We start from the raw sequence: 16,080 nt of genomic DNA, 5'->3' as shown, positions 1-16,080 counted from the left end.
GGCTGAACGTTCCGGAGCCGAGGCGGCACAACGGTGCTCGTCAGGCATTCCCGCCCAGCGGCGGCTTGCCCGCCATGGCGTTCGCCACGACCTTTCCGATATAAGCGAGCGGATTGGCCCGCATCATGTCCGCGTGCGCACAGCCGACGGAAATCTCGGTGATCTCACCGCTGACGTGCTTGCGCCAAGGCGCCGCCGAAACCGGCATTCCGGGCTCGGCCGGCTCCGCGTTGAAGAACAGCATGTTCCCCGCATACGCACGAGGCGTGAACTGCCTCAGCAGCCTTCCGCTGTGAAGGGCAGAATCCACGAAGGAGTTGACCCTGACCTCTTCCTTCTCGCCCCAGTCGGGGTACACGCCGCGCAGGTAGGCGATGACGTTCGTGCGGTCGAGCGACTCGATTTCGGACTCCTCGGGATTGTGCCCGAGGCTATCCAGCAGCGTTTCGAGCACTTGCCGTTCCACGAACGACTCGGAGAGCGGTTCGGCGACGTCGATGGGCGCGTCGAGGACCGCCAGGAGTGAGACCTCCTCGCCCTGCTCCTCAAGCTGCACCGCCATCTCGTAGGCGATGTTGCCCCCGAACGACCAGCCCAGCAGCTGGTACGGGCCCATGGGCTGCACAGTGCGGAGGTGAGCCAGATACTCGGCGGCCATGGCCTCCGGGCTCCTGGGCAGGCCGCCGGGGCGCAGCAGCCCCTTGGCCTGCAGGCCGTAAACCGGGTGCTCCGGGCCGATGTGCGACGTGAGTCCGGCGTAGCACCAGCTGAGCGAGCCCAACGGGTGGACGCAGAACAGCGGCGTCGCCGTGCCCGACGACCTGAGCGGCAGCAGAACCTCAAACGCGTCGTCCGGCTTGTCCACCCCCAGCCGCTCGGCCAGCCCGGCCACGGTGGGGGCCTCGAAGAGCGTCCGGATGCTCAGCTCCACCCCCAGGGCGGTACGGATGCGGCTGATGAGGCGGGTCGCCAGCAGGGAGTGACCACCGAGTTCGAAGAAGTCGTCGTCGATGGTGACTTGGGGGAGGCCGAGGATCTCGGCGAACACCGCGCAGAGGGTCTGCTCCTGTGGTGTGCGCGGGCCGCGGCCGGTGCTGTCTGTGGTGAGGTCCGGGGCGGGGAGGGCCTTGCGGTCCAGTTTGCCGTTCGGGGTGAGGGGGAGGGCGTTGAGGGTGATGAAGGCGGCCGGGATCATGTAGTCCGGTACGTGCTGCTGGAGGTGGGCGCGGAGCGCAGCTGTGTCCGGCGTCCCCGCACCCGGCGTCCCCGTGCCCGTACCGACGACGTACGCGGTCAGGCGCTGGTCGCCGGGGCGGTCCTCGCGGACGATGACCGTGGCCTGCGCGACGTCGGGGTGCTCGGTGAGGACCGACTCGATCTCGCCGAGTTCGATGCGGAAGCCGCGGAGCTTGACCTGGTCGTCGGCGCGGGCGAGGTATTCGAGGGTGCCGTCGGCGCGCCAGCGCGCCAAGTCTCCCGTCCGGTACATGCGTGCGCCGGGTTCGCCGTACGGGTCGGCGACGAACCGCTCGGCGGTGAGAGAGCGGCGGTTGAGGTAGCCCCGGGCAAGGCCATTGCCCGCGATGTACAGCTCGCCGGCGACGCCTGCCGGGACCGGCCGGAGGGCTGCGTCGAGGACGTAGACCTGCGTGTTGGCGATCGGTCGGCCGATGGCTGGCGAGGTGTCGGGTGCGATGTGGAGGGGGTGGGCGGTGGACCAGATGGTGGTTTCGGTCGGGCCGTAGAGGTTGGTGACCGAGGCGGTGCGGGCCGTCAGTGTGCGGGCGAGGTCGGTGGGGAGTGCTTCGCCGCCGACGAGGGCGCGGATGCCGGTGAGGGAGTGGCTGGTGTCGGTGGTGAGGGCGTGCCAGAGGCTGGGGGTGGCTTGGAGGGTGGTGGCTCCGGTGGCGTGGGCGAGGGCGCGCAGGGCCTGCGGGTCCTGTACTGCTTTGTGGGAGGCGAGGATGGTGCGGGCGCCGGTCAGGAGGGGGAGGTAGAGCTCTAGTGCGGCGATGTCGAAGGCGACGGTGGTGACGGCCAGGAGGCGGTCGTTTTCGTCGAGTTGGAAGCGTTCCTGCATGGAGGTCAGGAAGTTGGTCAGTGCCCGGTGGGGTACGACGACGCCCTTGGGGCGTCCGGTGGAGCCGGAGGTGTAGATGACGTACGCCGGGGTGTCCGCCGTCAGGGGAGCTGTCCGTTCGCCGTCGGTCAGGTCGGTGCCGGCCAGGTGGCCCAGGGAGGTCTGGTCCAGCAGGATGCGCGGCACGTCCTGGCCTTGGCCGTGTTGTTCCTGGCCGGGGAGCGCAGCGACCGTCTCTGCCGTGGTCAGTACTGCGGCCGGGTTGGCGTCCTGCAGCACGTAGGCAATGCGGTCGGCCGGATGGCCCGGGTCGATGGGCACATAGGCCGCGCCGGACTTGAGCACCGCGAGTAGTGCCACGATCAAGTTCAGTGAGCGCGGCAGCGCGACCGCCACCAACTGCTCTGGGCCGGCGCCCTGTTGGATGAGGAGGCGTGCGAGCTGGTTGGCGCGGGTGTTGAGTTCTGCGTAGGTCAGCTCTTGGCTCTCGAAGGCGACGGCGGTTGCATCGGGGGTCCTGGTGGCCTGTGCCTGGATGAGGTCCGGGAGTGTGGCGTCGGGGACGTGCTGCGCCGTGTTGTTCCAGGTCTCCAGCAACTGCTGCTGCTCGCCCGACCCCAGGATCTCGATCTCCTGGAGGGGGGTGTGGGGGGCTGTTTCGAGCGCGGCGACGACGTTTTCGGTGGTGGCGTTGAGGAGTGTGCACACCGACTGGGGGTCGATGGGTGTGGTGGCTTGGACGGTGAGGCCGAAGCCGGTGCCGGTGTCGTCGATGGAGATGGTGAGCGGGTAGTTGGTGCGCTCTTGGCTGTGGAGGAAGTCGACTCCGTCGAGGACGGCGTTTTGCTGTTGGTCGGAGGCTGGGCTGTGGCGGTAGTTCAACAGTGAGGTGAACAAGGGGGCTTGGCTCGCTACGCCGCTTGCTTGTTGGGCGAGGGCGAGGGGGGCGTGTTCGTGGGTGAGGAGGTTGGCGAGTTGGTTTTGCATGGTGTGTACGGCGTTGGCCACGGTGGTTGCGTGGGTGTTTGCGCGTACGGGGAGGGTGTTGATGAAGAGGCCGGGCATGCGGTCGGATCCGGTGCCGGCGTCCATGCGGCCGAAGAGGACGGTGCCGAAGACGACGTCGTCGCGGGTGGCGAGGGTGGTGGTGAGGCGGGCCCAGGTGACGTGGAAGAGGGTGGCGGCGCTGACGCCGTGCCGGCGGGCCTGCTCCCTGATACGTGCGGCGAGTTGGGGCTCTAGGGCTTGTTCGGCTTGGGTGATGGTGGTGCCGTCGCCGTGGACGTTGAGGAGGCCGTAGGGGGCGGTGGGTTCGGTGACGTCGCCGAGGAGGTCGGCGAAGAACTCCTCGTGCTCCTCGCGGGGGATGCGCAGGCGGGCTTGGGCCACGAAGTTGCGGTAGGGCAGGGGTTCGGGGAGTTGGTTGTCGTGTCCGTTGAGGAGGGTGCGTACTTCGTCGAGGAGGACGTCGAGTGCGGTGTGGTCCTGGGCGAGGTGGTGGATTTGCAGGAGTGCGAGCCACCGGTCGCTGCCCGGCTCGGCCGCGATGTGCATCCGCAGGAGCGGCGCGCGGCGGATATCCACTGAGGAACTGCCCGCAGAGAGCAGCGCGGCTACCGGGTCGCTGGTGTCGAGAGGGAGAGTGACCTCTTCGACGGGCAGTGTGGCCTGTCGGCAGACGACCTGCACCGGCTCGGGGAGCCTTTCCCAGAGGACGGCGGTGCGCAGGATGTCGTGGCGGTCGATGACCTTCTGGAGGACGGTGAGGAAGGTGTCGAGGCGGGTGCGGGAGTCGAAGCCGAGGACGGTCGGCAGCACGTAGACGTCGCTGTCGCCGTCCGTAGCCATCAAGTGGTGAAAGAAGATGCCCTCTTGCAGCGGGGCCAGCGGATAGATATCAGCGACGTTAGCTGCACCACCGGGGATAACAGTGGTGATCTTGTCGATCTCGTCCTGGTCCAGGTCCACCAGGGGCAACATCTGCGGAGTGATCGCGGTGGCGTCGGCCGGGATGAGGTTAGCCGGCACCGCGATGGCCTCGCGACCGATCGTGGTAGCCAAAGCCGCGACGGTGGGTGAGGTGAACAGGGCGCGGACCTCGATGGGCAGGCCCTGTGCCCGCAGGCGCTCGACGAGGGTGACGGCGAGGAGGGAGTGGCCGCCCAGCTCGAAGAAGTTGTCGTCGATGGTGACCTCGGGCAGGCCCAGGACCTCGGCGAACACCGTGCAGAGGGCTTCTTCCTGCGGGGTGCGCGGGGCGCGGCCGGTGCTGTCTGTGGTGAGGTCCGGTGCGGGGAGGGCCTTGCGGTCCAGCTTGCTGTTCGGCGTCAGCGGCAGCGCGTCGAGGGCTACGAAGGCCGTCGGGATCATGTAGTCCGGTACGCGCTGTTGGAGGTGGGTGCGGATGGCGCTTGTGTCCATGGTCTCGGCGTTGTCCGTGCTGACGACGTACGCGGTGAGGCGCTGGTCGCCGGGGCGGTCCTCCCGCACGATGACCGCGACCTGGGCGACGTCGGCGTGCTCGGCGAGGACGGATTCGATTTCGCCCAGTTCGATGCGGAAGCCGCGAAGCTTGACCTGGTCGTCGGTGCGCCCGGCGTACTCAAGGGTCCCGTCGGCGCGCCAGCGCGCCAAGTCCCCGGTGCGGTACATGCGGGTGCCGGGCTGGCCGTAGGGGTTGGCGATGAAGCGTTCGGCGGTGAGGTCGGGGCGGTTGAGGTAGCCGTGGGCGAGTTGTGTTCCGGTGATGTAGAGCTCGCCGGTGACGCCTGCTGGGACTGGGCGCAGGCTGGCGTCGAGGACGTACAGCTTGGTGTTGCAGACCGGGTGGCCGATGGGGGCGGTAGCGGTCTGGTCGTCGTTGCTGTCGCTGTGGTGGACGGTGGTTTGGATGGTGGTTTCGCTGGGGCCGTAGAGGTTGGCCAGCGGGAGGTTCCACTGCGTGGTGATGCGGTGGGCGAGGGCGGTGGGCAGGGCCTCGGCACCCGAGAAGACCTGGCGCAAGGCGCCCGGGCCGAGGCCAGTGGGGAGGGTAGCGAGGAGGGACGGAACAAACGAGGCGAGGGTGACCTGGTGCTGTTCGGCGTAACCGAGCAGGTCACGCAGGTCGTGGGTGGCCTCGTCGGGGGCCGGGCAGACGGCTGCCCCGGCGATCAAGGGATGGCAGATCTCCCATAGGGAGACGTCGAAGCCGATCGAGGTCCGCGCGAGCATCACGTCCCCGGCACCGACACCGAACTCGGCTTGGGTCCACTGTGCCTGGTTGGCCAGGCCACGATGCGGCACCACGACGCCCTTGGGGCGTCCGGTGGAGCCGGAGGTGTAGATGACGTACGCCGGGGTGTCCGCCGTCAGCGGCGCGCTCCGCTCGCCCTCGGCCAGGTCGGCACCGGACAGGTGATCCAGCGAAGTGCGGTCGAGGGAGATGCGGGGGACGTTGCCGTCGTCGCCGGGGAGCGTAGCCCGTATCGCGTTCGTGGTCAGCACCACGGCCGGGGCGGCATCGCGGAGCATGTAGGTGATCCGGTCGGCCGGGTAGCCAGGGTCCACCGGTACGTACGTGGCGCCGGACTTGAGTACGCCCAGCAGCGCGGTGACCAGCTCGACGGAGCGCGGCAGCGCCACCGCCACGCGGGCCCCCGGGCCTGCGCCCCGCTCGATCAGGAGACGCGCCAATTGGTTGGCCCGGGCGTTGAGTTCACCGTACGAGACCTCTTCGTTCTCGGCGACGACCGCAGTCGCGTCGGGGGTCTCGGTGGCCCGCGCCTCGAAGAGGGCCGGGAGCGTCGCGTCGGGCAGCGGTCGGTCGGTGTCGTTCCAGCCCTCCAGTAGCTGCTTCCGCTCGCCGGGAGCCAGGATCTCGGCCTGTCCGATGGGCAGTTGAGGGTCTGCTGTCACCGCTTCGAGGAAGCGCACCAGCCGCTCGGCGATGCTCTGCGCCGTCTTCCGGTCGAACAGATCCATGGCGTATTCGAGCGTGCCAGTGATGCCCAGGGCCGAGCCGTCGTCATCGAACAGCTCGCTGAGGCCGAACGACAGGTCGAACTTGGCTGTGCCTGCGTCGATGGGGTCGATGGTGGTGGTCAGGTCGGGCATGGTCAGGTCGGATGCTGGGGCGTTCTGGAAGGCCAGCATGACCTGGAAGAGGGGGTGGCGGGCCATGGAGCGGGCCGGGTTGAGGACCTCTACCAGGCGCTCGAAGGGGAGGTCCTGGTGGGCGTAGGCGGCCAGGTCCGTCTCCCGGACGCGGTCGACCAGGTCTTCGAAGGTGAGGTTGTCGGCGGTGTTGGTGCGTAGGACGAGGGTGTTGACGAAGAAGCCGACGAGGTCGTCGAGTGCTTCGTCCGTACGTCCGGCGATGGGGGTGCCGATGGGTACGTCCGTACCGGCTCCGAGCCGGGTCAGGAGTGCGGTGAGGCCGGCTTGGATGACCATGAAGAGGCTGGCTTGGCGTGTCTGGGCCAGGGTCGTCAGTCGCTGGTGCAGCTCCGAGCCGAGCGCGATGGGGACCGAGTCACCACGGTGCGAGGCGACGGCCGGGCGGGGCCGGTCGGTGGCCAGCTCCAGCTGGTCGGGGAGGTCGGCCAGGGCCGTCTTCCAGTAGTCCAGCTGCGCGGAAATGAGACTGGTGGCGTCGTCCTCAGCGCCGAGGGTCTCGCGCTGCCACAGGGTGTAGTCGGCGTACTGGACCGGAAGTTCGACCCAGTCGGGGGTCTGGTCCTTGCTGCGGGCGGTGTAGGCGGTGGCGACGTCGCGGGCGAGCGGTCCCATGGACCAGCCGTCGCCGGCGATGTGGTGGACGACGGCGACCAGGATGTGTTCGTCGGGGGAGAGGGTGAACAGCCAGGTGCGTACGGGCAGTTCGGTGGCCAGGTCGAAGGCGTGGGCGCAGGCGTCGGCGATCTCCGCGTCCAGCGTCGTCTCGCTGCTCTCGACCACCGTCAGTTCCGGGCGGGCACGGTCGGCGTCGATGACGCGCTGGTAGGGCTGCCCGTTGTCGTCAGGGAAGAGGGTGCGCAGGCTTTCGTGGCGCTCGACGACGTCGCCGAACGCCGCGCGCAATGCGTCGACGTCCAGAGCGCCCGTGAGCCGTACGACCAGCGGGATGTTGTACGTCGGGCTCGGGCCCTCCAGGCGGCCCAGGAACCACAGCCGTTGCTGCGCGAACGACAGCGGAATCCGCTCTGGCCGGACGGCCGGGAGCAGCGCGGGCCGCCTGGCGCCGTCCTGCTTCAGCCGCTCGGCCAGCCCCGCGACGGTCGGTGCCTCGAACAGCGTCCGGATGTCCAGCTCGACGTCGAGGGCCGAGCGGACGCGGCTGGTCAGGCGGGTGGCGAGGAGGGAGTGCCCGCCCAGGTCGAAGAAGCTATCGTCGATGGTGACCTGAGGCAGCCCGAGTACCTCGGCGAACACCGCGCACAGGGTCTCTTCCTGCGGCGTGCGCGGGGCGCGACCGGTGCCGTCGGCGGTCAACTCCGGGGCGGGCAGGGCCTTGCGGTCCAGCTTCCCGTTCGGCGTCAGCGGCAGCGCGTCCAGCGTCATGAAGGCCGCCGGGATCATGTAGTCCGGCACGCGCTGCTGGAGGTGAGCGCGGAGCGCGTCCACATCCGGCGTCCTCGCGTCCGGCGTCCTCACATCCGGTGTCCCCGCGTCCGGTGTCCCCGCGCACAGTGTGCCCGCGCCCCTACCGACGACGTACGCGGTCAGCCGCTGGTCGCCGGGGCGGTCCTCGCGGACGATGGCCGCGACCTGGGCCACGTCAGCGTGCTCGGCGAGGACGGACTCGATCTCGCCCAGCTCGATGCGGAAGCCGCGGACCTTGACCTGGTGGTCGGCGCGCCCGGCGTACTCAAGGGTCCCGTCGGCGCGCCAGCGCGCCAAGTCCCCGGATCGGTACATGCGCGTGCCCGGCTCGCCGTACGGGTCCGCGACGAACCGCTCCGCCGTCAGGGCGCGGCGGTTGAGGTAGCCGCGGGCCAACTGTCGCCCGGCTACGTACATCTCGCCCGTCACTCCGGCGGGAACCGGCCGCAGCTGTCCGTCCAGTACGTACACCCGCAGGCCCGGCAGGCCCCGGCCGATCACGCTCCGGCCGGAGTGCTCCGAGGCGGACTCCGGGGTGAGGGCGATGTGGCTGACGTGCACCGTCGTCTCGGTGATCCCGTACATATTCACGAGCGTCGGCCGGTCCGGGTGGCGCGCGTACCACTCGTCGAGACGTCCCGTGTCCAGCGCTTCGCCGCCGAACACCACGGAACGCAGGGCGAGTTGATCGCCGATGTCGGGGTTCTCCGCCTCGGCCTCCACCAGTTGGTAGAAGGCCGACGGGGTCTGGTTGAGGATCGTGACCCGCTCCCGGGCCAGCAGCTCCAGGAACTCGGCGGGCGTACGGGAGACCGCGTACGGGACCACGACCAGGCGGCCGCCGGTCAGCAGCGGTCCCCACAGTTCCCAGACCGAGAAGTCGAACGCGAAGGAGTGGAACAGCGCCCAGACGTCGTCGGGCCCGAAGCCGAACAGGCCGTCGGCGGAGTCCAGCAGGTTCGCCACGTTCTCGTGCGGGATCACCACGCCCTTGGGGCGTCCGGTGGAGCCGGAGGTGTAGATGACGTACGCCGGGTGGATGGGGGCGAGCGGGCGGCTGCGGTGTGCGTCGTCGGGATCGGTGCGCGGTCGGGCCGTCAGGTCGCCGACGGTGGTCGCGTCGTCCAGCACCACCGTGGGGCGGGAGTTCCTCGTGGCCTCGGCGACGACCGGAGCGTACGCCGCCGTGGTGAGGACGGCGCCGGGATCGGCGTCGTGGAACAGCATGGCGATGCGCTCGGCGGGGTACGTCGGGTCGACCGGCACGTAGGCGGCGCCGGACTTCAGCACGGCCAGCAGCGCGACGACCAGGTCCGCGGAGCGATCCAGCACCACGGCCACGAGGCTCTCGGGACCAATGCCCACGTCGATGAGGTGGTGGGCGAGTTGGTTGGCACGGGCGTTGAGTTCCGCGTAGGTCAGGTGCCGGCCCTCGAAGGTGACGGCGGTCGCGTCGGGGGTCTTGGCAGCCTGGGCCTCGAAGAGGTCGGGCAGCGTGGCTCCAGGGGCCGGGCGGGCGGTGCCCGTGGCGGCGGTCGGCCGCCGGGCGGCGCCGTCGGAGGCATGTTGGCCGGAGTCGAGCGGAGCGGACCGGTCGGCTTCGTTCCATGCCACCAGGACCTGGTGACGCTCCTGCGGAGTGAGGATCTCGGCCTGTCCGATGGGGAGTTCAGGGTCCGCAGTCACCGCTTCGAGGAAGCGCGCCAGCCGCTCGGCGATGCCCCGTGCGGTCTCCTCGTCGAAGAGGTCGGTGGCGTATTCGAGGGTGCCGCTGATGCCGCCGGGTGAGCCGTCGGAGGCGAAGAGCTCGCCCAGGTTGAACGACAGGTCGAACTTCGCCCCTTCGCCGCCCACCGGGTCGACGGCGGTGGTCAGGCCGGGCATCGTCAGGTCCGCCGCGGGCGCGTTCTGGAACGCGAGCACGACCTGGAAGAGCGGGTGGCGGGCCATGGAGCGGGCCGGGTTGAGGATCTCGACCAGGCGCTCGAACGGCAGGTCCTGGTGGGAGAAGGCCGCAAGGTCCGCCTCCCGGACCCGGTCGACGAGTTCGCCGAAGGAGGGGTTGGCGGAAGTGTCGGTGCGCAGGACGAGGGTGTTGACGAAGAAGCCGACGAGGTCGTCGAGTGCTTCGTCCGTGCGTCCGGCGATGGGGGTGCCGATGGGTACGTCCGTACCGGCGCCCAGGCGGGTCAGGAGCGCGGCGATGCCGGCCTGCACGACCATGAACACGCTGGCCTGTCGGGCCTGCGACAGAGCGATCACCTTGCGGTGGACCTCGGGGCCGAGGACGACCGGCACGGTGTCGCCGCGATGCGAGGCGACGACCGGGCGGGGCCGGTCGGCGGGCAGCTCCAACTGGTCGGGCAGGCCGGCCAGAGCGGTCTTCCAGTAGTCGAGCTGGGCGGTGATGAGGCTTTCGGGGTCCGCCTCGCTGCCGAGAACCTCGCGCTGCCACAGGGTGTAGTCGATGTACTGGACGGGCAGCTCGACCCAGTCGGGGGTCTGGCCCTTGCAGCGTGCGGTGTAGGCGGTGGCGACGTCGCGGGCGAGCGGCCCCATGGACCAGCCGTCGCCGGCGATGTGGTGGACGACGGCGACCAGGACGTGTTCGTCGGGGGAGAGGGTGAACAGCCAGGTACGTACGGGCAGTTCGGTGGCCAGGTCGAAGGCGTGGGCGCAGGCGTCGGCGATCTCCGCGTCCAGCGTCGCCCTGCTGCTGTCGACCACCGTCAGTTCCGGGCGGGCCTGATCAGGCGGGATGACGTGCTGACGGGGCTGCCCGTTGGCCTCCGGGAAGAGGGTGCGCAGGCTTTCGTGGCGCTCGACGACGTCGCCGAGCGCCGACCGCAGCGCGTCGACGTCCAGAGCGCCCGTGAGCCGCACGACCAGCGGGATGTTGTACGTCGGGCTCGGGCCCTCCAGCCGGCTCAGGAACCACAGCCGCTGCTGCGCGAACGAAAGCGGGATCATGCGTTCTCCTCAGAAGTGGGCCTGGCCATCCGGCGCAGAGCGGGGCGTGCTTTCTTCGCGCTGCCAAGCCGTTCGGCCAGCCCCGCCACGGTCGGGGCCTCGTACAGCGCCCGGATGTCCAGCTCGGCGTCGAGGGCCGAGCGGACGCGGCTGATCAGTCGGGTCGCGAGCAGGGAGTGGCCACCCAGCTCGAAGAAGTTGTCGTCGACGGTCACTTGGGGCAGCCCGAGGACCTCAGCGAAGACCGCGCACAGCTCCTGCTCCTGTGGGGTGCGTGGGGCGCGGCCGGTACGGGTGGTGCTGATGTCCGGTGCGGGGAGGGCCTTGCGGTCCAGCTTGCCGTTCGGGGTGAGCGGGAGGGCGTCGAGGACCATGAACGCCGCCGGGACCATGTACTCCGGTACGCGCCGGTGGAGGTGGGCGCGGAGCGCGGTGGCGTCGGGCGAGGTCCCGTTGGTGCCGTCGGTGCCATCGGTGGTGGTGCCGTCGGTGTTGTCTGTGCCGACGAGGTAGGCGGTCAGGCGTTGGTCGCCCGGCCGGTCTTCGCGGACGATGACGGCGGCTTGGGCGACGGCGTCGTGCTGGGTGAGGACGCTCTCGATTTCGCCGAGTTCGATGCGGAAGCCGCGGATCTTGACCTGGTGGTCGGCGCGGGCGAGGTATTCGAGGGCGCCGTCGGCGCGCCAGCGTGCGAGGTCACCGGTGCGGTACATGCGCGTGCCCGGCTGGCCGTACGGGTCCGCGATGAACCGTTCGGCGGTGAGGCCGTGGCGGTTGAGGTAGCCCCGGGCCAACTGTGCGCCTGCGATGTAGAGTTCGCCGGTTACGCCCTCGGGGACGGGTCGTAGGGCGGAGTCGAGGACGTACAGCCGGGTGTTCCAGACCGGTCGGCCGATCGGCACAGATGCGGCCTGGTTGTCGCGGTGGCATTCCCAGGAGGTGACGTCGACGGATGCCTCGGTGGGTCCGTACAGGTTGTGCAGCGGCACATCGAGCGTTGTGAGGAAGCGCTGGGCCAGTTCGGCGGGGAGGGCCTCGCCGCTGCAGATGACGCGTCGCAGGCCGGTGCAGCGGGCCGCGGCCGGTTCCTGCAGGAAGACCTGGAGCATGGACGGTACGAAGTGGGCGGTCGTCACCCGCTGTTCCTGGATCAGCGTGGCCAGGTATGCGGGGTCCTTGTGACCCTCCGGACGGGCCACCACCAGCACAGCTCCGGTGATGAGCGGCCAGAAGAACTCCCAGACCGACACGTCGAATCCGGACGGCGTCTTCTGCAGTACGCGGTCGTCCGTCGCCAGTCCGTACTGGTCCTGCATCCACAGCAGTCGGTTGACGATGCCCGAGTGCGGTACGACGACGCCCTTGGGGCGTCCGGTGGAGCCGGAGGTGTAGATGACGTACGCCGGGGAGTCCGCCGTCAGCGGGGCGGTCCGCTCCGCGTCGGTGAGGTCCGTGTCGGTCGGGTCCGCCTCAGTCGGGTCGTTGAGGTCGCCTTGGTGCGCTTGGTCCGCTTGGTTCACGACGATGCACGGCACGCCCTGGGCAGGACGCGTCGCCGCTATCTCGCGCGTGGTCAGGACGGCGGCCGGAGTGGCGTCCTCCAGCATGTAGGCGATCCGGTCGGCCGGATAGCTGAGGTCGACGGGTACGTACGCCGCGCCGGACTTCAGCACCGCGAGCAGCGCGACGACCAAGTCCAGCGAGCGGGGGAGCGCCACCGCCACGAACTTCTCTGGGCCCGCACCCTGCGCAACGAGCTGCCGAGCGAGCTGGTTGGCACGGGAGTTGAGGTCCGTGTACGTCAGCTCCTGACCCTCGAAGGCGACGGCGGTCGCGTCGGGGGTCCTGGCGGTCTGTGCCTGGATGAGGTCCGGGAGTGTGGCGTCGGGGACGTGCTGCGCCGTGTTGTTCCAGGTCTCCAGCAACTGCCGCTGCTCGCCCGACCTGAGAATCTCGATCTCCTGGAGGGGGGTGTCGGGGGCTGCTTCCAGTGCGGTGACGAGGTTTTGGGCGGTGGTCTGCAGAAGTACGCAGAGTGTGGCGGGGTCGATGGGTGTGGTGGCTTGGACGGTGAGGCCGAAGCCGGTGCCGGTGTCGTCGATGGAGATGGTGAGCGGGTAGTTGGTGCGCTCCTGGCTGTGGAGGAGGTCGATGCCTTCGAGGGGGGTGTCTTGCTGGGGGGCGGGGGTCGTGGTGTGGCGGTAGTTGAGGAGGGAGGTGAAGAGCGGGGCTTGGGCGGGGATGTTGCTTGCTTGTTGGGCGAGGGCGAGGGGGGCGTGTTCGTGGGTGAGGAGGTTGGCGAGTTGGTTTTGCATGGTGTGTACGGCGTTGGCCACGGTGGTTGCGTGGGTGTTTGCGCGTACGGGGAGGGTGTTGATGAAGAGGCCGGGCATGCGGTCGGATCCGGTGCCGGCGTCCATGCGGCCGAAGAGGACGGTGCCGAAGACGACGTCGTCGCGGGTGGCGAGGGTGGTGGTGAGGCGGGCCCAGGTGACGTGGAAGAGGGTGGCGGCGCTGACGCCGTGCCGGCGGGCCTGCTCCCTGATACGTGCGGCGAGTTGGGGCTCTAGGGCTTGTTCGGCTTGGGTGATGGTGGTGCCGTCGCCGTGGACGTTGAGGAGGCCGTAGGGGGCGGTGGGTTCGGTGACGTCGCCGAGGAGGTCGGCGAAGAACTCCTCGTGCTCCTCGCGGGGGATGCGCAGGCGGGCTTGGGCCACGAAGTTGCGGTAGGGCAGGGGTTCGGGGAGTTGGTTGTCGTGTCCGTTGAGGAGGGTGCGTACTTCGTCGAGGAGGACGTCGAGTGCGGTGTGGTCCTGGGCGAGGTGGTGGATTTGCAGGAGTGCGAGCCACCGGTCGCTGCCCGGCTCGGCCGCGATGTGCATCCGCAGGAGCGGTGCACGGCGGATGTCCATCGACGGCGCGCCGGCGGCCATGAGCTGGCTCGCCGCGTCCAAGTCGCCTGGCTTGAGGGTGACCTCTTCGACGGGGATGTCTGCTCGGCGGCAGACGACCTGCATGGGTTCGCGAAGTCCTTCCCAGAGGACGGCGGTGCGCAGGATGTCGTGGCGGTCGATGACGGTTTGGAGGACGGTGAGGAAGGTGTCGAGGCGGGTGCGGGAGTCGAAGCCGAGGACACTGGGGAGGACGTAGACGTCGCTGTCGCCGTCGGCCGTCATCAAGTGGTGGAAGAAGATGCCCTCTTGGAGGGGTGCGAGGGGGTAGATGTCGGCGACGTTCCGGGTGCCGCCGGGGATGGTGGTCGTGATCTTGTCGATCTCGCCCTGGCTCAGGTCGGCCAGGGGGAGCATCTCGGGGGTGATGGTGGTGGCGTTGGCCGGGATGAGGTTGGCGGGGATGGTGATGTTTTCGCGGCCGATGGTGGTGGCGAGGGCGGCGACGGTGGGTGAGGTGAACAGGGCGCGGACCTCGATGGGCAGGCCCTGTGCCCGCAGGCGCTCGACGAGGGTGACGGCGAGGAGGGAGTGGCCGCCCAGCTCGAAGAAGTTGTCGTCGATGGTGACCTCGGGCAGGCCCAGGACCTCGGCGAACACCGTGCAGAGGGTTTCTTCCTGGGGGGTGCGTGGGGCGCGGCCGGTGCTGTCTGTGGTGAGGTCCGGTGTGGGGAGGGCCTTGCGGTCCAGTTTGCCGTTCGGGGTGAGGGGGAGGGCGTTGAGGGTGATGAAGGCGGCGGGGACCATGTAGTCCGGTACGCGCTGCTGGACGTGAGCGCGCACCCCGTTCGTGTCCACGGTCTCTGCGTTGTCCGTACCGACGATGTAGGCGGTCAGTCGCTGGTCGCCGGGGCGGTCTTCGCGGACGATGACCGCGACCTGGGCGACGTCGGGGTGCTCGGCGAGGACGGATTCGATTTCGCCGAGCTCGATGCGGAAGCCGCGGACCTTGACCTGGTGATCGGCGCGGGCGACGTACTCCAGGGTCCCGTCGGCGCGCCAGCGCGCCATGTCTCCCGTCCGGTACATGCGCGCGCCGGGTTCGCCGTAGGGGTCGGCGATGAAGCGTTCTGCGGTGAGGTCGGGGCGGTTGAGGTAGCCGCGGGCGAGGCCGGTGCCGGCGAGGTAGAGCTCGCCGGTGACGCCTGTGGGGACGGGTTGGAGGTTGGCGTCGAGGACGTAGGTGCGGGCGTTGGCGATGGGGCGGCCGATGGGCGGGGCGGTGCCGTCGGCTTCGGTGCCTGTGGTGCCGGTGGTGTCTGCGGTCCAGGCCGTTGTGTAGACGGTGGCTTCGGTGGGTCCGTAGATATTGGCGATACGGGCGTGGGGGAGGGCTTGGCGGATGTCGCGGACCGCGTGGGCGGTGAGGGCCTCGCCGGCGAGGACCACGGTGTCGGCGGCGGGGGTGCGGGTGTTGGTGGTGTGGGTGTGGAGGATTGGGGCGAAGGCGGAGGGGACGGCGCTGATGAGGCTGCCGTTCCAGGTGTGGTCGGGGTGGTCGGTGAGGGTGAGGAGGTCCTTGACGATGTCGATGCTGCCGCCGGAGACGAGGGGGGCGAACATTTCGAAGACGGAGACGTCGAAGTTCAGGGATGTGGAGGCCAGGACCCGGGAGAGTTCCTGGGCGGTGAATTCGGTGCGGGCCCAGGTGAGGAGGTTGGTGACGCTGGCGTGCTGGACGACGACGCCCTTGGGCAGGCCCGTGGAACCCGACGTGTAGATCACATACGCCGGAGTCGTGATCCGTAGCGGGGCGATCCGCTCGTCGTCGGTCAGGTCGGCGCCGGACAGGTGGTCCAGGGAGGTCTGGTCCAGCAGGATGCGCGGCACGTCTTGGCCCTGGCCGTGTTCCTGGCCGTGTTCCTCGCTGGGGAGCGCAGCGGCAGTCTCCTGCGTGGTGAGCATCGCGGTCGGGGCGGCGTCGCGCAGCATGTGGGCGATGCGGTCGGCCGGGTAGCCCGGGTCCACCGGCACGTACGCCGCACCGGACTTCAACACGGCGAACAGCGCCACCATCAAATCCAGCGAACGCGGCACCGCCACCGCCACCAACTGCTCCGGACCCGCGCCCTGTTGGACGAGGAGGCGTGCGAGCCGGTTGGCACGGGTGTTGAGCTCCGCGTAGGTGAGCTCTTGGTCGCCGGAGGTGACGGTGGTCGCGTCAGGGGTCTTGGCTGCCTGGGCCTCGAAGAGGGCCGGAAGCGTGGCGACGGGCGTCGGCCGCGCCGTGCCGTTCCACTGTTCCAGGACCTGGTGGCGCTGGTCGGCGGCGAGGACTTCCACGTCCTGGAGCGGGGTCTGCGGTGCCGTTTCGAGCGCGGCGACGACGTTTTCGGTGGTGGCGTTGAGGAGTGTGCACACCGACTGGGGGTCGATGGGTGTGGTGGCTTGGACGGTGAGGCCGAAGCCGGTGCCGGTGTCGTCGATGGAGATGGTGAGCGGGTAGTTGGTGCGCTCTTGGCTGTGGAGGAAGTCGACTCCGTCGAGGACGGCGTT

At 69.5% G+C, this 16,080-nt stretch carries 2 protein-coding genes (1 of these 2 running past the window's edge); both read right to left on the bottom strand.

Translation table 11 applies throughout. The annotated features are described in order from the left end of the window. Positions 1-40 precede the first annotated feature (40 nt). Positions 41-10,633 carry a non-ribosomal peptide synthetase gene (locus K9S39_RS12065; protein WP_248863348.1) on the bottom strand — a complete coding sequence of 3,531 codons (10,593 nt, stop codon included), beginning with the start codon at positions 10,631-10,633 and terminating at the stop codon, positions 41-43. Next, positions 10,630-16,080, bottom strand: partial view of a non-ribosomal peptide synthetase gene (locus K9S39_RS12060; protein ID WP_248863347.1) — the final stretch only. Its footprint extends 13,962 nt past the window's final position; the window shows 5,451 of its 19,413 coding nt (coding positions 13,963-19,413); the start codon falls outside the window, past its right edge — the gene reads right to left on this strand; the stop codon is at positions 10,630-10,632. The genes K9S39_RS12065 and K9S39_RS12060 overlap by 4 nt, the downstream gene beginning before the upstream one ends.

The organism is Streptomyces halobius, from assembly GCF_023277745.1.
Taxonomy (GTDB): domain Bacteria; phylum Actinomycetota; class Actinomycetes; order Streptomycetales; family Streptomycetaceae; genus Streptomyces; species Streptomyces halobius.
This window is presented reverse-complemented; position numbering and strand designations above follow the sequence as displayed.